17 protein-coding genes are annotated in these 16,854 nt (G+C 61.2%); 7 read left to right on the top strand and 10 right to left on the bottom strand.

The features are described from left to right. Nucleotides 1–179: 179 nt before the first annotated feature. Both G5358_RS09640 and G5358_RS09635 read left to right on the top strand, forming a co-directional pair. Nucleotides 180–2,939, top strand: coding sequence for a collagenase (locus G5358_RS09640; RefSeq protein WP_216952820.1), 2,760 nt, complete (start codon nucleotides 180–182; stop codon nucleotides 2,937–2,939). Nucleotides 2,940–3,126: 187 nt separating this feature from the next. Then, nucleotides 3,127–4,074 carry an ElyC/SanA/YdcF family protein gene (locus tag G5358_RS09635; RefSeq protein ID WP_421324008.1) on the top strand — a complete coding sequence of 316 codons (948 nt, stop codon included), beginning with the start codon at nucleotides 3,127–3,129 and terminating at the stop codon, nucleotides 4,072–4,074. Nucleotides 4,075–4,158: 84 nt separating this feature from the next. Here G5358_RS09635 and G5358_RS09630 read toward each other — a convergent pair whose 3' ends face one another. The 3 genes from G5358_RS09630 to G5358_RS09620 all read right to left on the bottom strand — a co-directional run bounded on the left by G5358_RS09630 (nucleotide 4,159) and on the right by G5358_RS09620 (nucleotide 6,462). Beyond that, complete coding sequence (locus G5358_RS09630; protein WP_216952818.1) at nucleotides 4,159–4,773, bottom strand: superoxide dismutase; 615 nt, start codon at nucleotides 4,771–4,773, stop codon at nucleotides 4,159–4,161. A 17-nt stretch (nucleotides 4,774–4,790) separates the two neighbouring features. Then, the gene (locus G5358_RS09625) at nucleotides 4,791–5,270 is read right to left on the bottom strand and encodes a tetratricopeptide repeat protein (RefSeq protein ID WP_216952817.1); all 480 of its coding nucleotides are present in this window, start codon (nucleotides 5,268–5,270) and stop codon (nucleotides 4,791–4,793) included. 175 nt (nucleotides 5,271–5,445) lie between these two features. After that, nucleotides 5,446–6,462 (bottom strand): chemotaxis protein CheV, encoded by a 1,017-nt coding sequence (locus G5358_RS09620; protein WP_216952816.1) that lies wholly within the window; start codon nucleotides 6,460–6,462, stop codon nucleotides 5,446–5,448. Nucleotides 6,463–6,663: 201 nt separating this feature from the next. Between G5358_RS09620 and G5358_RS09615 the strand changes: the two genes are divergently transcribed. Then, nucleotides 6,664–7,383 carry an SDR family NAD(P)-dependent oxidoreductase gene (locus G5358_RS09615; RefSeq protein WP_216952815.1) on the top strand — a complete coding sequence of 240 codons (720 nt, stop codon included), beginning with the start codon at nucleotides 6,664–6,666 and terminating at the stop codon, nucleotides 7,381–7,383. Here the strand turns inward: G5358_RS09615 and G5358_RS09610 are convergent. Next, complete coding sequence (locus G5358_RS09610; RefSeq protein WP_216952814.1) at nucleotides 7,370–9,436, bottom strand: tRNA(Met) cytidine acetyltransferase TmcA; 2,067 nt, start codon at nucleotides 9,434–9,436, stop codon at nucleotides 7,370–7,372. The two genes, G5358_RS09615 and G5358_RS09610, sit on opposite strands and share 14 nt — an antisense overlap. Beyond that, nucleotides 9,433–9,744: an HlyU family transcriptional regulator gene (locus tag G5358_RS09605; RefSeq protein WP_005354958.1), complete on the bottom strand. Its 312-nt coding sequence runs from the start codon at nucleotides 9,742–9,744 to the stop codon at nucleotides 9,433–9,435. Before G5358_RS09605 ends, G5358_RS09610 begins: the two co-directional genes overlap by 4 nt. 136 nt (nucleotides 9,745–9,880) lie before the next feature. Here G5358_RS09605 and G5358_RS09600 point away from each other — a divergent pair, with 136 nt between their 5' ends. The 3 genes from G5358_RS09600 (at nucleotide 9,881) to G5358_RS09590 (ending at nucleotide 11,339) form a co-directional block, all read left to right on the top strand. Further along, nucleotides 9,881–10,087 (top strand): bacterioferritin-associated ferredoxin, encoded by a 207-nt coding sequence (locus G5358_RS09600; RefSeq protein WP_005335965.1) that lies wholly within the window; start codon nucleotides 9,881–9,883, stop codon nucleotides 10,085–10,087. Between the two features lie 144 nt (nucleotides 10,088–10,231). Further along, complete coding sequence (gene bfr / locus G5358_RS09595; protein ID WP_005354959.1) at nucleotides 10,232–10,708, top strand: bacterioferritin; 477 nt, start codon at nucleotides 10,232–10,234, stop codon at nucleotides 10,706–10,708. Between the two features lie 172 nt (nucleotides 10,709–10,880). Then, complete coding sequence (locus tag G5358_RS09590; protein ID WP_005363178.1) at nucleotides 10,881–11,339, top strand: methylglyoxal synthase; 459 nt, start codon at nucleotides 10,881–10,883, stop codon at nucleotides 11,337–11,339. Nucleotides 11,340–11,428: 89 nt separating this feature from the next. On the opposite strand, the gene G5358_RS09585 is transcribed toward G5358_RS09590, so the two are convergent. Further along, on the bottom strand, nucleotides 11,429–12,580 hold the full coding sequence (locus G5358_RS09585) for an iron-containing alcohol dehydrogenase (RefSeq protein WP_216952813.1): 1,152 nt from the start codon (nucleotides 12,578–12,580) through the stop codon (nucleotides 11,429–11,431). Between the two features lie 143 nt (nucleotides 12,581–12,723). Further along, the gene (locus G5358_RS09580) at nucleotides 12,724–13,179 is read right to left on the bottom strand and encodes a hypothetical protein (protein WP_019446593.1); all 456 of its coding nucleotides are present in this window, start codon (nucleotides 13,177–13,179) and stop codon (nucleotides 12,724–12,726) included. A 473-nt stretch (nucleotides 13,180–13,652) separates the two neighbouring features. On the opposite strand from G5358_RS09580, the gene G5358_RS09575 reads away from it, so the two are divergent. Beyond that, a complete protein-coding gene (locus G5358_RS09575) occupies nucleotides 13,653–15,125 on the top strand; it encodes a C69 family dipeptidase (protein WP_216952812.1) in 1,473 nt (490 codons plus the stop codon). A 60-nt stretch (nucleotides 15,126–15,185) separates the two neighbouring features. On the opposite strand, the gene G5358_RS09570 is transcribed toward G5358_RS09575, so the two are convergent. From G5358_RS09570 to G5358_RS09560, 3 genes are read right to left on the bottom strand one after another with little or no spacing between them, the layout of a single operon-like run. Continuing rightward, nucleotides 15,186–15,932 carry an SDR family oxidoreductase gene (locus tag G5358_RS09570; protein WP_159144414.1) on the bottom strand — a complete coding sequence of 249 codons (747 nt, stop codon included), beginning with the start codon at nucleotides 15,930–15,932 and terminating at the stop codon, nucleotides 15,186–15,188. Between the two features lie 57 nt (nucleotides 15,933–15,989). Beyond that, entirely contained in the window at nucleotides 15,990–16,235 is a 246-nt protein-coding gene (locus tag G5358_RS09565) for a DUF3624 family protein (RefSeq protein ID WP_040067114.1), read from the bottom strand. A 31-nt stretch (nucleotides 16,236–16,266) separates the two neighbouring features. Then, nucleotides 16,267–16,788, bottom strand: a complete 522-nt coding sequence (locus G5358_RS09560; RefSeq protein ID WP_216952811.1) for a GNAT family N-acetyltransferase — start codon at nucleotides 16,786–16,788, stop codon at nucleotides 16,267–16,269. Nucleotides 16,789–16,854 lie beyond the last annotated feature (66 nt).

Genomic DNA, 16,854 nt, shown 5'->3' with positions numbered 1-16,854 from the left:
AAAGAAACATGTGAGTCCTCACTGCGGCGCCAACCCACGATATCTCGATCAGACTCAAAAAGTCACCATCTTATTGATTTATCTGATTTTTAATTGGCAATTGATATCCCTTTGGAACTGTTTAAATTGCCTTGCGATTACTCGCAAGACAATACACAAACAAGAACAAAGGGATAAAAATGAACCGTTCAGGTACCGGGTGGCTGCTGCTGGCAGGCCCCCTGCTTTTGGCTACATCCTCGGCGCAAGCCAACTACTCCCCCAATGACTGGCGACAGTATCAGCTGACTGGCGAATCGAGCCGGCAACTGGCCGCGCGCATCACCGAGATCACCTACGAGCTCAAGGCGCGCAGCAGCAATGCTCCTTACCAGCAGCTCAGGGTCTACCGTCGCTTCGACTGGCAGAGTAGCGATCTCGCCGCACTGGCCGAACAGCAGTGTGGCGAGCCGCAGCTCAAGGTAGATGCGGGCTGGCAGATCCGCTTCGTGCGCTGTGAAGATCGGATTCCGGCGGGCAAGCTGATCCCGGCCAGCAGTTATGACTTTGGTTATGGCCTCAAGCAGGGTCGCTGGGAGCAACTGGCGGGCACGCCGACCGCCCAACGGCAGGATCGCCTGCCGCTGCCGCAAGCCATCATCCTGGGTCAGAGTGAAAGGGAGCTGGATCGCTGCGAACTCAACGCACAAGGCCGCTGCGCCGAGCCGGAGTGGCACTATCAGCCGCAGGATTGGCAGCAGTTGCAGGTACTTGAAGAGACCCCGAGCGAGCGGGATGGCCGGTTGGAGCAGATCTTCTTCCGTCTGCAACCGGTGGCAGGCAGTCAGGCTGCCGCTCAGGTCAGCGAGATCCACGTCTGGCGCCGCTATCAGTGGCAGCTGGATCAGCTCACGCCTCAGCAGGAGTGTGATGAGCCGCAGGAGCGCAAGGAGGGGAGCAACACCATCCGCTATCGCATCTGCCGTCAGGTGATCCCCGCTGGCAGCGAGGTTCAGGTAACGTTGCAAGATAGCGGCTACCAATACCCGGTCGCCGGCGGCGAGTGGCAACCCCTGCCAGAGAGCAAAGCGTGGCAGGAGAGCCGGGTGCTCAATCGCCCCATCGTGCTGGCCAGCAAGGAGGAGCAGCTGGAGTGCCGCCGCGCCAACGGTCGTCTCTGCTCCGAGCCCGAGCAGCCCGATGTGGATCTGCTCGACAGCGATGCCGCCAAACTGGTAGCCGACGTGAGCGGCCAGAACAGTCCTGCCTGGCAGGCGGATTACGGCCACGATGACGCCAAGCTGATGGCGGTGGTGCGCGGCATGCGTGCCCTGCTGGCGGCCAACCAGCCGACCCATCCGGCAATGGACAAGCTGCTCTACTATGTGCGCGCCCACAACTACCACGGCGGCGTTGGCAAAGAGAGTGATCAGGCTGCCCGGGCACTGGCCGGGGTGATGATTGATCTGCTCAACCATCCCCTGCTGCTGGGAGCTGAACCGCAGGATCAGGCTGGCACAGTGCTGGAAGCCTGGAGCGTAGCGGCGCAGGGACAGCTTGGCCAAGCCGCCTTCCGCCAGAGTGCCGCCCCCATGCTGGCCCAGCTCAACCAGGCGCTCGGCTATGCGGTGCAACATGCGGCGCAGATCAATGGCCACAAACCCTGGGCCGATGGCCTGTTCGAGCTGCTCAATCTGGTCGATCAGAGCGCCTCTTACGGTCAGCAAGCAGACTTCAGCACAGCTGTGATGCAACAGGAGGCGGCATTGCGCCAGAGCCTGCTGCAACTGGGCCTGAGCGAGCTGGCCCTCTGGAAACAGCGCGATGGCTCACGGGATCTGTTTATCTTCAACAACATCCTCGATGCCCATAGCCGCCTCTACCAGATGATGCGCTACCTCCATCACACCAGCCCGGATAAGGCGATTGCCTATCGCCAGCAGCTGGATCGCGATGTCATCGCCATCATGCGCCAGCAGGGACTGGTCCCGGGCGGCCAGCATCCGGCCGCCATGTTGGAAGAGGTTTCCCTGACCCTCTCCAGCTACTACCTCACCTACACGGATCGCACCAGCGAAGCCTGTGTCAGCGGCGAGTTTGCCGGGCTTTGTACCCCGATCCGCATGGAAGATATTCTGCCGTTCGAGCACACCTGCTCACCCACCCTGCGTCTGCGCGCCCAGGATCTGACCTTGGCTCAGGCCGAAGGGATCTGCCGCGAGCTGGGTGATGAAGAGCAGCGCTTCCACCAGCAGATGGAGACTGGCTGGCAACCGGTGGCCGATGATCACAACGAGGCGCTGGAGCTGGTGATCTTCAACTCCTCCGCCGACTGGGGCCGCTACGGCAGCGCGCTGTTTGGCGTCTCCACCGACAATGGCGGCATCTATATCGAGGGGGATCCGGCTCGCCCCGGCAATCAGGCCCGCTTCTTCGCCTATGAGGCGGAGTGGAAACGCCCCGCCTTCCAGGTGTGGAACCTGCGCCACGAGTACGTTCACTATCTCGACGGCCGCTTCAACCAGTACGGCAGCTTCGGCCACTATCCGCTCAACCGCACTACCTGGTGGGCCGAGGGGGTTGCAGAGTACATCGCCCACGGTCAGTGCTTTGCCCGGGGTCTGGATAACGTGGCAAACCGCCCCGCCAACCAGCGCCCGACACTGGCGGCTATCCTCCACCTTGACTACGAGCAGGGTGGCGAGATGGTCTACTCCTGGTCCTATACCGTGCACCGCTTCCTAAACGATACCGGTCGCGGCGCCAGCTGGCTGGCGCTGGCACAGGCGCTGCGCAATCCGGATCGACAGCAGGCGATGAGCGACTTCGAAGGGGAGCTGGACCGCCTGATCGCCAACGACAGCGACGCCTATCAGGCGTGGCTCGCCCGGGATCTGCTACCCTGGTGGCAAGCAAACAAGGAGTCAGACGCCTGCAAGGGCAATGACTCCGCCTACTGATAAACCTTCACCGTCCAGAGGGGCTGCCACCGCAGCCCCTCGCTTTATCCTCCCGCTCTCCCGGCCTCTGCTGCGACAACCTCTGCCCGAATGAGGTGCCCGCCCGCTATCAAGCCTGACGCCAGCGGCCGAGTTGTAATAGAATGCCGATAGCCACTCCCAACTTCAGACCCTGACCGCACCGCGCATGAAGAAGTTTGCCAAGATCCTCCTCGCCTGCCTCGTTTTGCTGCTGGCCCTGATTGCCATGCTGCTGGGCTACAGCGAGTGGATCGTCTCGGATGCCCGTCACTACACCTACGATCGGGTGGACAAGGTGCCCTACAACCGGGTTGCGGTGGTGCTGGGTACCTCCAAGTATCTCTCCGGTGGCGGCCCCAACCACTACTTCAAATACCGTATCAAGGCGGCGGCCGAGCTCTACAACAATGCCAAGGTGGACTTCATCATCGTCTCCGGTGACAACGCTACCGTGCAGTACAACGAGCCGCGCCAGATGCGCCGCGCCCTGATCAAGGCGGGCATCCCCGCCTCCGCCATTTATATGGATTTCGCCGGATTTCGCACCCTCGACTCAGTGGTTCGCGCCAAAGAGGTATTCGGCCAGGAGCGCTTTACCGTGGTCTCCCAGGGCTTTCATAACGAGCGGGCCATTTTCATCGCCCGCCATTTCGGTATCGACGCGGTCGGCTTCAATGCCGAGGATCCCAGCGCCTATCAGGGGATCCGCACCCGGGTACGGGAAGTCTTTGCCCGCCTGATGGGGCTGCTCGATCTCTATGTGCTGGACAAGGGACCCAAGTTCCTCGGGGCACCGGTCCCCATCGGTCTGCCTGTGCCTTGCCAGTCACTGAGTACCATCGGCAGCCTGCAACCCTGCCTCAAACAACCCAAACCGGCGGTGGATGAGGCCAAGCCAGCGGCAGTATCTGCCGCTGTTGCCACCGAGTCAGCTACTCCATCTTCCTCGGCCGTGACTGAACAAGTCACGCTAGCTTTATCCGCTGCGGCAACGACTGAGCCGGTCACTCCCGCCAAATCCGCGGTAAAAACCACCGCCAAGACGCCCAGCGCGGCCCTGCCCACATTGCCGGTGGCCCCTTCAGCCGCCAGCGCCAGCACTGCCACACCATAAACAGACGACCCGCCAACTGGCGGGTCTTGGTATTACAGCTCGAGTTGTGGCGGTGAGCCTGTACACCCATTCCCAGCGACCAGGTCAGCCTCGCACCGCCTGATAGCGGTGGGCCACTTCGGCCCAATCCACCACCTGATAGAAGGCTGCGATATAGTCAGGACGCTTGTTCTGGTACTTGAGATAGTAGGCGTGCTCCCACACATCCAGCCCCAGGATCGGGGTATGGCCATGCATCAGGGGACTATCCTGATTGGCACTGCTCTCCACCTGTAATCTGCCCGCCTTGTCCACCACCAGCCAAGCCCAGCCGCTACCAAAGCGGCTCAGGGCCGCCTGAGTGAAGGCCTGCTTGAAGGCATCGAATCCCCCTAATTCCCGCTCGATGGCCAGAGCCAGCTCACCGCCCGGCTCACCGCCCCCCTGCGGGCTCATCACCAGCCAGAACAGGGAGTGGTTGGCATGGCCGCCGCCATGGTTGCGTATCGCCCCCTGCAAGGTGGCGGGCAAAGTATCGAAGCGGCGCAGCAGCTCCTCTACCGGCAGTGCGGCCAGCTCGGGCGCCTTTTCCAGTGCGGCGTTGAGGTTGTTGATATAGGTCTGGTGATGACGGCTATGGTGGATCTCCATGGTCAGTGCATCGATATGGGGTTCCAGTGCGTCGTAGGCATAGTTCAGGGCTGGCAGGGTATGGCTCATGATGACCTCTGTTCGGATTAATGGAGCCGGGATGGGGGCTCGCTCTGACACAGGCAGTGACCGAGCGAGCGCATGATCCCGGCGTGGCTGCCGTGGCGCTGTACGAACGTCAGCAACTCGGCACGGGTTGTGCGGGTATGGCGCAAAGCCGCCTCTCGCAGGCGAGAGGAGCAAGCGGGGGAGTGACAGGTCGCCAGCAGGCAGTCGTGCACATAGCAGAGCAGGTCGGCGGCGCGATCGGGCAGAGTCATGGCCACCAGCAGATCCGCCAGATTGTGGTGAGCCACAACCAGCGCCGCCACCGCCTCATCGGCGTCATGCCACTGCACCAATTGCTGACGAGCCAGCCAGAGCGCCTGCTGATAATGAGCCAGCGCCTGATGATACTCGCCGCAGTCAAACAGCCGGTTGCCCTCTCTGGTCTGCTGTTTCCAGTGACTCATGCTGCTGCCGCCTTCGGTCGACTCGACCCATCCCTTCACCCAGGTTGCTGTCATATGCTTCACACCAACAAATGATAATAATTATCATTACACAAATCATGTCCGGGAGACAAGGGGCGTCGGGATCGCAGTAAACAGCCAAAACAGCGCGGCCACTCCTTGGCAAGGAGTGGCCGCTTGAGGCAACCAATCAGTGGATTCGACCGGCCAATGGCAAGTTAATGGCAGGTCAGATGTTGTTGGCGGGCGAAGGCGGGGCAATTCCCAGCAGCATGTGATCCATCATCCCCACCATGCGCCCTATCTCGGGCTTGGTAATGGTATCGTTGGCCCCCAGTTGCAGGGCTTTCTGACGGTTGTCATCGCTCATCAGGGAGGAGAACATCACGATGGGCATCTCCTTGTAGGAGGGGGCATCCCGCAGTCGCTTGAGCAGGTGCATGCCATCCATGCGCGGCATCTCCACATCGGTGATCACCGCATTGACGAAGCCGGTCACCGGCATCCTCTCCTCCTGGGCCAGACGATCGAAATCCGTCATCATCTCCAGCCCCTCTCCCCCATCCTTGGCCGTGATCACGTTGTAACCGGCGGTGCGCAGGGTGGTTTCGATCATCTTGCGGATAAAGGCCGAGTCGTCCACCACCAGAATGGTTTTGCCCTGGCGCAGCGCCATCATGCGATCGTCGATGAGCACCTTGCGGTCCTGGGTGACGTCGTACTTCTCCATGCTGAGCTCGGGGTTGATATCGGCGATGATCTTCTCGAAATCGAGGATCATGATGAGGTTGCCATCGCGCCTGACCACTGCCACCACGCAGTCGTTCTCCCCCGCCTCCAGAAACTGGCTGGGGGACTCCACATCCTCCCAGGAGACCCGGTGGATCCTGCTGACGCTATCGATCAAAAAGCCGTTGGCCATCTTGTTGAAGTCAGTGACGATCACCACCTTGTGGCTGGGGTCAGGGTTGGTCTTGATGCCGAGCCAGCCCGCCAGATCCACCAGCGGGATGAGGCGATCCCGCAGGGAGAATACCCCCACCATATGACGCTGGGCATTGGGGTAATCTGTGGTCTCCGGCACCCGGATCACCTCGCGCACCTTGGCGACGTTGATCCCGTAATAAGCGGTTTTTTCACGACCGTCCGGTAGCTGCTTCTTGAGGTGAAACTCGATGATCTCAAGCTCGTTGGTGCCACTTTCGGTCAGGATAGATTTACGCTCTTCCCCATCTTTGGACATCATGGTGACTCTCATTCTGGTTGCGCGGGCAGCAGACCGCTGCGGTTTTCCCTCAGTATAGGAATGGAATTCACCCAACGGCTCGGATCTCGGCAAGATTGCAGCGTTAACCGCTTGATCCCGCAGACTGGCGGGAGCGTATCTGCCAATCAGGACAACATTGGCAGATGGTGAAATCCATCATGAACTCACAAGGAGCCTGAGATGAGTGAAGGCATAGTCGTGATTGGCGCTTCTGGCGGTATCGGGGCGGCTCTGGTGACACACTGGTTGGCGGCGGGTGTCGGGCCAGTAATTGCCATCAGCCGTCAGCCCGCACCTGCTGGCCTCTCATCGCCGGGTCTGCACTGGCTATGTTGTGATTACAGCGATGAGCAGATGACAGAAGTGGTGGCCCGCATCGCGGAGTTTGCACCGAAACCGCACAGGGTGGTGATCTGCAATGGCATCCTACATCAGGGGGAGATCCAGCCAGAGAAGCGACTAGAAGCAATCAATCTGGATGCCATGACCCGCCTCTACCAGACCAACGCCTTGCTGCCGCTGCGCTGGATCAGCCAGTTGTTACCGCTGTTTGGCCGCGAGCCTTGCACTCTGGCCGTTCTCAGCGCTCGGGTCGGCAGCATTGGCGACAACCGAGCGGGCGGCTGGTATAGCTATCGCGCATCCAAGGCCGCCCTCAACATGCTGCTCAAGTGTGCCGCCATCGAGCTGGCCCGGCGGGCCCCCGGCGTCAAATTGCTGGCCTTCCATCCCGGCACAGTGGATACCCAACTCTCTCGCCCGTTTCACGCCAATGTACCAGCGGGAAACGTGCAGAGTCCCGAGGGGGTGGCTGGCCATCTGGTTAACCTGATGAACCGGCTGCAACCGGATGGCGAGCTGAGTTTTCTCGACTGGCAGGGCAAACCTATCGAGTGGTAGGGGAGGTCAGGAGGCGCGCCAGCAGTGCCCGCAACCTCTTGATCACGGCGGGCTTGCCCGCCAGCTGCAACCTCGCGGCCAGTCTTCCCCAGTCGGCATATTGCCAGATGGCTGCGATCAGCAGATAACGCTCTTCAGGAGTCAGTGAAGCCAGCACAGCCAGATTGCGCGCCAACCACAACTGCAGGCTGGATTGGCTCAGTTCAAACGGCTTGTGATGCAGGGCAAAGCACTCAATCTCGTCGCGCTCGAACTCGCCAAGCTCCGCTGCGGTAGCGGTGCAGCCTTGCAGACATTGCCATACCAGCTCGGGATCCAGCTCGCTCAACTCACCCGCCAGCAAGGTCGGCAACTGGCGAATGAAACGCTGCTGCCACTGATCCAGCTCGGGCTCATGCTCGGGTTTCAGCGCCTTTAGCAGCAGGGCTGCGTGGCAGCCGCTGGCGGCATCCCGTTGCAGACCAATGCGCAGCACCGTCAGTCCTGCCTTGCGCCAGAAGGGGAGCAGGTCGGCGCTGGCCGAAAAGGCAGAACCGAGGTAATCGATCCCCGCCTGACGATAATGTTCTTCAAGCCTGCCAAGCAGCAGCGAACCCAGCCCGTGGCGGTGTAGCTCGGGATGGATGGCGATACGCATCACCCGGGCGTAGCTGCGCGCCCCCGCGGTTTTGAAACCGGCATGGGCCAGCAGCGACTGGGGCAGCAGATGGCCGCGCGGACGGCGGCGCCCGGCCCAGATCGCCTCGGCCAGTTCGGGATCTATCTCCCCTTCCCGCGCCACCAGCGCCACTCCCAGCAGGCTCGCATCCTGCTCCAGCAGATGGATGTCGAGATCCGGGCTCTCCAGCAGCGATCTGAGATCGCTCGGCGTGGTCTGGTAGTGGGCCTGCACCAGCAGGCCGAACAGCTGGTTGAGCAACGCCTCGTCGCTCGCCAGCGCCTCCTGGCTGACCAGACGCCAGCTCGGGTTGGTCGGTGGCAAGGGAGTTGCCACTTCGGCATTGAGGCCGAGCAGGCGGAAAATCAGCGGCTCCAGCGGATCGCGCTCACTCCAGCGAATGGGCTCAGAGAGGTGGATCTCCTGCCACTCCGGGGTCTGGCTATCAAGCACACGCTTGAAGCGCAGGTGAAAACCGCGCCCCGTCCCCTCGTAACCGTGCTCGGTGGTGGCAAACACGATGCGACTGTGGCGGGCAAGCATGGCCTCGAGCAGCGGGGTCGGAATGGCGGCCGCTTCATCCACCAGCAGCAGATCGGGATTTATCGCCTCGTGCACCAGCCGATCCGGCGAGCAGTAGCTCAGCCCTGCCAGCTGGTCAGGCGTAGTATCTAGCCCGCAAGCGGCGTGGGCAAACAGGGTCGCCACCGTCGCCTGCGAGGGGGCCGTAACAACTATGTTCAGCGAGGGTTGCTGGCGCAGCAGCTCGGCGGCAGCCAGCCCCAGCAGCGCACTCTTGCCACGACCGCGGTCGGCGCTCAGCACCAGCGGCCGACGGCGATGACCATGCAACACCTTGTGGATGGCGGGCAGTGCCCGTGCCTGATCGCTGCTCAGCCTGCGCTCGGGCCCAATCGGTTGCCACGGCTGCGAGCAAACCGGCGGATCCAGAGAGAGGGCTGGATCACCTTCCAGCAACCGCACCAGTCGGGCGATAAAGCCGTGGCCGGCACGGCTCGCCTCCTCCGACTGGGCCACCAGCCGGATCCGGTCAGGATCCGGCCATGAAGGCCACTCTACTCTGGGCGGGGTCAGCAGCAACAGCAAGCCACCGGCGCATAGAGTGCCCGCCAGCGCCCCGAAGGCGTCGGGGTGAAAGCCGCTGAAGGCGTTGAACACCAGCGTGTCACACTCCTGACCGAGCCGCTGCAGCGCCTTGGCAGCGGGTTGCGGGGCATAACACTCGGGCCCGGCACCCAGCCAGAAGACGGTCTCGCCGAGCAGGGATTGGACGCGGGCAATGCACTCGGCCTCCTCCCCCTCCAGCCAGATCAGGCGCCGCTCGCCGGCGCGGGCCAGCGCCTCGCGCAGGCTGTTGAGCTCTTGCGGCGTCATGAAGCCTGGCTGTCAGCCGGTTTGCGGGGCTCGAACATGCGATCTCCCATCTGATCGATAAAGGTGTGGGCCTTCTGCACCATGAAACGCTCGGCATCGGCCGGATTGGCAAACAGATCGGAGCGGATGAAACGGTGGGTTTGCAGCACGCCGTCCAACTCCTTGGTGATGCGGCCCGCCAGTCGGTACTGTCCCCCTTCCGCCATGGGTTCCGGATAGATGAGATAGCCGGCATATTCGGTGGGAGTGACTTCCGGCGCCTTGGTCGGCTCGCCCCCGAACAGGGCGCTGAACAGTTTCTTGAGCATGGTGATCTCCTCTGGTTGCCAGCATTGTCCCCAAGGGGTTGCACAGTGGCAAGCAGGGGATCTTATTACCAATGGTTATTTGCACTACGAACCATTCTCATTTAGATTTCATCTCATTCCACAAGAGGTGACCATCATGTACGTCTGTTTGTGCCGCGGCATCACAGATACCCAGATCCGCAAAGCGGTGCAGTCAGGTAAAAGCGAATTCCGCCAGCTCAAGCAGTCGCTCGAGGTGGGCGCCCAATGTGGCAAATGCGTGCGCATGACCATGGAGATCATCGCCGCCGAACTCGACAAGATGGAGCAGGAGCAACCCGTGCTCTACTACGAAGTGGCCTGATCCGGACACCTCTTTTCTGATGCGACCCACCAACAGGGTCACCCCTTTTCTCAGGCGAGCTGGCTCGCCAGACCGCTTGTTGTCACTTTTCTGGACTAAGCTCTAACGATCGAAGCCTCAGGCACGAACCAAGGAGCACTGTCGATGAAAGGAGATCCCAAGATCATTGCCCACCTCAACAAGGTGCTGGCCAATGAGCTGATTGCCATCAACCAATACTTCCTGCACGCCCGCATCTACGATGACTGGGGCCTCAAGGCGCTCGGGCACAAGGAGTATCACGAGTCCATCGATGAGATGAAACACGCCGACGAGCTGGTCAAGCGCGTGCTGTTTCTCGAAGGGCTGCCCAATTTGCAGGATCTGGGCAAGCTGCGCATCGGCGAGACCGTCGAAGAGATGTTGCGCTGCGACCTGTCGCTGGAGATGGATGCCATCCCCGACCTCAAGGTAGCCATCGCCTATGCCGAGTCGGTGCAGGACTACATCAGCCGCGACCTGTTCCAGGAGATTCTGGAGGATGAGGAGGAGCACGTGGACTGGCTGGAGACCCAGCTAGACCTTATCGATCGCATCGGGCTGGAGAACTACCAGCAGTCGCAACTGCACCACGGCTCCTGAGCCAGGCAGGCCAGCAAGCAAAGAGACCCGCCAGCGCGGGTCTCTCCATTTGAGCAGCCATGACCCGAAAACTTTTCGACAGGATCACAGTTAATACGCCCGACACAGCATCTGCCATGGCTTTCGATTAGGATACGGCTCTCTGCCAATAACAATGCTACGGACGATTTCCATGGAACAGATTGCACGCGAGATGGCGCCCCACAAACGGGTGGCTCTGGTGGCTCACGACAACATGAAAACCCCTCTGCTGAACTGGGTGATGCGCCGCAAGGAGGAGCTCAAGCTCCACCATCTCTATGCGACCGGCACCACCGGCACCATGCTCGGCAAGAAGGCGCAACTGCCCATCACCTGCCTCTTCTCCGGCCCCATGGGGGGCGACCAGCAGCTCGGCGCCCTGATCGCCGAAGGGAAGATCGATGTGCTGATCTTCTTCTGGGATCCCCTCAATGCGGTGCCTCACGATCCGGATGTGAAGGCGCTGCTCCGCCTCGCGGCAGTCTGGAACATCCCGGTTGCCACCAACGAAGCGACCGCCGACTTCATCATGGACAGCCCCCATATGCGCCAGGCGTTCAGCGTGCAGATCCCGGATTACGCCGGTTATCTGAAGGCGCGCACCGAGTGATCGGCTAACCCGTCATGCAAGAGGGCCGCAACAAGCGGCCCTCTTTAATTGGGAAAATGAATCAGCCAGGGACACAAACCGGCGCCGGCTTATAGCGCGCGGGCGAGAATGCGTGCCACCCGATCCGGGTCGATATCCTGCTGCTCACCGAGCGCGGTGCGCCCCACCCGCTTGAGATTGGAGCAGACCGCCGGAATGCAACTTTCGCTGAGGCCATAGTCGGCCAGCCGGGTACCCAGCCCCATTTTCTGGAAGAACTGCTCGGTGCGGATGATTGCCTCCTCGATGCGCAGGGCCTTGTCCTCACGGGTCGAATGCCACACCCGTTCGGCAAACTGCGCCAGCTTGTCCTGCTTCTGACTCGCCCGCTCCCGCAGCAGGGCAGGCAGCACTACCGCCAGACTCTGGCCGTGGTCGAGCCCGTAGAGCGCCGTCAGCTGATGGCCGATGGCGTGAGAGGCCCAATCCTGCGGCACTCCGCAACCGATAAGGCCGTTGAGTGCCAGACTGGCCGCCCACATCAGATTGGCCCGCACCTGATAGTTGGTCGGCTCAGCCAACGCCTTGGGGCCGTTCTCCACCAGCACCTGCAGCAGGCCTTCTGCCAGCCGATCTTGCACCTCGCCGCCGACCGGGAAGGTGAGGTACTGCTCGGCAATATGGACGAAGGCATCCACCACCCCGTTGCCGGTCTGGCGCGGCGGCAAACTGTAGGTGGTCGCCGGATCGAGCACCGCAAATTGCGGCTGCACCAGCGGGCTTCTGAAGGAGATCTTCACATCCCCCCGGCTCACCACCGAGGTGGGATTGCTCTCGGAGCCGGTGGCTGGCAGGGTCAGCACACAGCCCATCGGCAGCGCCTTATGCACACTCGCCTGTTTACCGCAGATATCCCAGGGATCATCCCCCTCGTAGCAGGCGGCCGCCGCAACAAACTTGGTGCCATCCACTACCGAGCCACCACCGACCGCCAGCAGGAAATCGATGCGCTCGCGCTTCACCTGCGCCACAGCCTCCATCAACAGCTCGAATCTGGGGTTGGCGCCGATGCCGGAAAACTCCTGCCACGTCACCCCCTCCAGCGCCCGGATCAACTGCTCATACACCCCGTTCTGCTTGATGCTGCCACCGCCGTAGAGCACCAGCAGCCGGCTGCCGGGCGGGATCAGTTCGGGCAGGCTGGCGATCTGCCCCTCGCCGAAACAGATGCGGGTCGGATTGGCATATTGGAAGTTGTACACGGCGGACTCCTCGACTGGCTCAATGCGCGGACATTGTGCGCCTGTGGGGAGGTGAGGTCAAAAGAGGTGGCAGAAGCTTGCCCATCGGCGGTCGACACTGGCCCATCGGTGCCGACCGGGTAGATCTCAGAACAGCGGCAGGATCAGGCAGTTTTGGCCTCATCTTTGGATGAGCTCTTCTTGCCGGTCAGGCGATCCATCGCCTCCTTGAGCATCGCCTCTCGCTGCTCGTTGAGCGGCTTGCTCTGCTCCGCACGCTCTTCCGGCGTCAGCTTCTTGTTATCGGCGATGGTCTTGAGCTTCTCTTCGATCTCGTTGAACTTCTTGCGATCGAAACCAAGCGCCTTGTCCACCAGCTGCTGCACCACGCCCCCCTTGTCGGAGCTCATATCCAGCGCCGGTGGCAACTTGTTGTTCTTGGCCAGATGTTCGTAGGTCAGCACCTGCTGGGCCTGGCCGGTCATGCGTTGGGTGGAGAGGCTGACCATCTCCTCCCAGCCACCGCCCTGACCGCCGCTACTGGCACTGTTGAGGGTAGCGAGGGCGCGGTTGTTGGATGCGCTCTGGGCAAGCTGCTGGCTGTAAGGTTTGATATCCATGGGGGCTCCAATTCGGTGCGCATCTGCGGCAATGGGCACAGGCTGATCCGGTCACATGGGGCGTCAGGCCCCACCATTATCAATTAAACCAGCAAGTTACAGGCCAACTTGTCAGATAGTGCGAGATCCAGAGAGATGGCGGATCTCACCACGTCCCCCACGCAAACAGGCGTCAGAATCATGACTCATCTGCTGCCGGTTCACGCTGTTTTGGCACATTTTGCCGTCCACGCGCCACGATGCCAGAGAAAAGTCATGAACATCTGTTTGATCACAAAATAAACAACCACTCGGAAATACAATTTTGGCGCACATCACAACCAGCCAGCCGTGTCATGGATGATCTGTTCGAAAAACCAATAACAGGCAGACCAATCTGTCGTGCTCACTCCGCTGCCAGTTCGGAGTTGCAGCCTCCCCACACCTCATCCCCTCGTCTAGCTCTCACTCACCGCAACCCTTCGGGTACACCTATGAAAAAACACACCTTGAGTCTTCTCTCCGCCACCCTGCTCACCCTGCTTGGCACCAGTGCCGACGCCTGTACCGGCCTTATTGTCGGCAAGGGAGCCAGCTTGGACGGCAGCGTAATGATTGCCAGAAACGAGGATTTTGGCGTCAACAACTGGAACAAGTACCTCGCCTTCCGGCCCGCGCAGCAGAACGAGGGCAAACTCTGGAAGCTGGGCAACGGGCTGGAAGTGCCTATGCCCAAAGCATTTTTTGCCTACTCCGCCATCCACGACTGGGATGCCACAACCAGCGATCCGGCAGGCAAATATTATGAAGAGCGCGGCATCAACGAGTTCAACGTCGCCATCTCGGCCACCACCAGTGCTGAGGTCAACGACAAGGCCCAAAAAGCCGATCCGCTGATCGAGAAGGGAGTGATTGAAGCCATCATCCCGACCCTGCTCCTGCCGCAGGCCAGGACGGCCAAAGAGGGGGTCGAGCTGCTCGGCCGCTATGTGGAGCAATATGGTGCCGGTGAGGGCAACAGCCTCTATCTGGCGGATGTGAACGAAGCCTGGCTGATGGAAATTGGCTCCGGCCACCACTGGATCGCGGTGCGGGTGCCGGACGACAGCTACGCCATGGTGGCCAACGGCCTGCGCATTCACGGCGTCAATCTCGACAGCGCCGATGTGCTGCACTCGCCCAAGCTGCTGGAGTTCGTGCGCGAGCACAAACTGCTGGATAACGCCGACCCGAACGATTTCAACTTCGCCAAGGCGTTCGGGGTCATCGCCGACCCCTACAACGTGGATCGGGAGTGGCTCGGCCAGAACATGCTGACTGCCTCCCACAAACAGGCGACCCGGCAGGCGCAATATCCACTGTTTATGAAGCCGGATGCCCCCATCGCCGTGCCGGACGTGGCCAGGGTGCTGAGCGCCACCTATGACGGCACGCCGCTCGCGGGCAAGGCGGAGCGGCCAATCCGCGTCGATCGCCAGCTGGAATCCCACGTCATCCAGCTGCGCAAGGAGATGCCCAAAGAGCTGCAGGGGCTCATCTGGCAGAGCTATGGCGTGCTGGCCGAATCTGTGATGGTGCCGCTCTACAACACCCTGGAAAACTATCCCCTGCCCTATCGCACCGGCAGCGACAGCTACTCCGATGATTCCGCCTACTGGCAGTTCCGCAGCCTGACCGCGCTGGCCAACACCGATCCGGACAAATACCAGCCGCTGCTGCGAAACGTCTGGAGTAAGGAGAGCAGCAAGCTCTACAAGGAGGTGGCGCTGCTCGACAAGAGCCTCAAGCAGGCCTACGCCAGCGACAAGGCCACCGCCATCGGGCTGGCCGCCGACTACTCCTATGGCCAATTGGAGAAGACCTATCAGATGGCCAAAGACCTGCGCTACAAGCTGATGACGGATCTGACCAAGAGCAGCGAGAAGGAGTATTCGCCGGAGGAGTTCAAGAAGATCATGAGCCTATGAACGGCTCGCCAATGCAAAGAGGCTCCCACGGGAGCCTCTTTGTTTCAACCAATGCAGCGATCAGCGACGGCTGATATTGAGCGGGCCGAAGGTCTGGGCCACCGGCATGATCTCGATGCTGTTGATGTTGACGTGAGCCGGCTGCTGGCTCACCCAGAGCACGGTATTGGCGATGTCTTCCGGCTGGATAGCCTCCACCCCCTGATAGACGGAAGCCGCCTTGGCATCGTCACCGTGGAAGCGCACGTTGGAGAACTCGGTGCCGCCGCACAGGCCCGGTTCCACGTTGGTGACGCGGATGGCGGTGCCAGCCAGATCGGCGCGCAGGTTGAGGCTGAACTGCTTCACGAATGCCTTGGTGGCGCCGTAGACGTTGCCGCCCGGATAGGGGTAAGTGCCCGCGATGGAGCCGATATTGATGACGTGGCCGCGATTGCGCGCCACCATGCCCGGCAGCAGCAATCGGGTGAGCAGGGTCAGACCGCTGATGTTGGTGGCGATCATCTGCTCCCAATCTTCCAGATCCGCCTTGTGGGCCGGCTCCAGCCCCAGCGCCAGGCCGGCGTTGTTGACCAGCAGATCCACTTCACTCCACTCGGCTGGCAGAGCGGCGATGGCGGCGCGGGTAGCCGCCTTTTCCTGCACGTCGAATGCCAGCGGCAGAAACTGCTCGCCCAGCTCGTCGGCCAGCGCAGCCAGCCGTTCGGCACGGCGACCGGTACCGATCACCTTGTAGCCCGCCTGCACCAGCTGGCGGCTGATGGCTTTACCAAAACCGGACGAGGCGCCCGTTACCATTGCAATCATCTGAACCTCCATTATCTCAACCGATATTGTTATTTATGTTGTTGAAACCAATCTGATTTATTCATCGCTCAATTCACGTCCGGTCGCCTTGCGCCAGACAAATACCACCAGATGGAGCAGCAACAAGCCCGAGCCACCCAGCGCAAACAGCAGGCCGGTGAGGGCGTTAACCGAGGTATCGGCGCCGCACCACCACCAGACCAGCCAGCCACTCAGACCGATGACAAAGGTCTGGATGGCACAGACCGGGCAGCGCCCCAGCTTGGCTCTGATGGCGGTGGCAAGGCAGTTGTCGCAGCTCATCCTGCTCCTCGATTCTGCTCGTTCAACATGATCAGTTGGCCCGTGAAGACGGCTTGCGAGCCTGAGTGCGAGCCACTCTGCGCCGCTCACGCTCCTCGTCGCTCACCAGCGGCAGCACCAGCCGGTGCGCATGCTGGTCGCGGCCATAGTAGTCCGCCAGCCGCTGCTGGGGACGAAATCCCAATCCCTGATAGAGCGCCAGCGCCTCTTCGTTGGCATCCCCTACTTCGAGGCGAATCGCCCCCCAGCCAGCCTCCTGTCCTTCGCGGATCACCTGCTCCAGCAGGCGGCGGGCCCAGCCCAGACGGCGCACCGTCCAGCGGATGGCCAGCGCCTGAATGACCAGCCGATCCCAGCCTCTGTGCTCCAGCAGGCAGAGATAGCCCATCAGCTGATGTTTCTCGTCCAGCAGCAACAGAGTGCGCCCCTTGGCGTGGGCCAGCAGATAGTGCCAGCGGCTGCGGCCAAAGGCGACTTCGGGAGGAAAACAGTAGCGTTCAAGATTAACGATGGCGCCCAGATCATCGGTTCGGGCCGCACGTACGGTCAACACGGGGAGTCCTTGTTCGGTTATTTATCCTCAGCACCAAAAATGCGACTTGTATCACAAGTTACCAAG

The organism is Aeromonas sp. 604176 (assembly GCF_049170755.1).
GTDB lineage: Bacteria > Pseudomonadota > Gammaproteobacteria > Enterobacterales > Aeromonadaceae > Aeromonas > Aeromonas veronii_A.
Note: the sequence above shows the minus strand (reverse complement) of the source record. Positions and strands in the feature narration are given on the sequence as shown.

What these genes read in the sequence shown, in the direction of transcription:
- G5358_RS09630 (WP_216952818.1), bottom strand. Translation starts at nt 4,773, where the DNA reads ATGAGCCATACCCTGCCAGCCCTGAACTATGCCTACGACGCACTGGAA.
- G5358_RS09620 (WP_216952816.1), bottom strand. Translation starts at nt 6,462, where the DNA reads ATGATGTCCAAAGATGGGGAAGAGCGTAAATCTATCCTGACCGAAAGT.
- G5358_RS09600 (WP_005335965.1), top strand. Translation starts at nt 9,881, where the DNA reads ATGTACGTCTGTTTGTGCCGCGGCATCACAGATACCCAGATCCGCAAA.
- G5358_RS09590 (WP_005363178.1), top strand. Translation starts at nt 10,881, where the DNA reads ATGGAACAGATTGCACGCGAGATGGCGCCCCACAAACGGGTGGCTCTG.
- bfr (WP_005354959.1), top strand. Translation starts at nt 10,232, where the DNA reads ATGAAAGGAGATCCCAAGATCATTGCCCACCTCAACAAGGTGCTGGCC.
- G5358_RS09640 (WP_216952820.1), top strand. Translation starts at nt 180, where the DNA reads ATGAACCGTTCAGGTACCGGGTGGCTGCTGCTGGCAGGCCCCCTGCTT.
- G5358_RS09565 (WP_040067114.1), bottom strand. Translation starts at nt 16,235, where the DNA reads ATGAGCTGCGACAACTGCCTTGCCACCGCCATCAGAGCCAAGCTGGGG.
- G5358_RS09575 (WP_216952812.1), top strand. Translation starts at nt 13,653, where the DNA reads ATGAAAAAACACACCTTGAGTCTTCTCTCCGCCACCCTGCTCACCCTG.
- G5358_RS09570 (WP_159144414.1), bottom strand. Translation starts at nt 15,932, where the DNA reads ATGATTGCAATGGTAACGGGCGCCTCGTCCGGTTTTGGTAAAGCCATC.
- G5358_RS09635 (WP_421324008.1), top strand. Translation starts at nt 3,127, where the DNA reads ATGAAGAAGTTTGCCAAGATCCTCCTCGCCTGCCTCGTTTTGCTGCTG.
- G5358_RS09605 (WP_005354958.1), bottom strand. Translation starts at nt 9,744, where the DNA reads ATGCTCAAGAAACTGTTCAGCGCCCTGTTCGGGGGCGAGCCGACCAAG.
- G5358_RS09610 (WP_216952814.1), bottom strand. Translation starts at nt 9,436, where the DNA reads ATGACGCCGCAAGAGCTCAACAGCCTGCGCGAGGCGCTGGCCCGCGCC.
- G5358_RS09625 (WP_216952817.1), bottom strand. Translation starts at nt 5,270, where the DNA reads ATGACAGCAACCTGGGTGAAGGGATGGGTCGAGTCGACCGAAGGCGGC.
- G5358_RS09615 (WP_216952815.1), top strand. Translation starts at nt 6,664, where the DNA reads ATGAGTGAAGGCATAGTCGTGATTGGCGCTTCTGGCGGTATCGGGGCG.
- G5358_RS09580 (WP_019446593.1), bottom strand. Translation starts at nt 13,179, where the DNA reads ATGGATATCAAACCTTACAGCCAGCAGCTTGCCCAGAGCGCATCCAAC.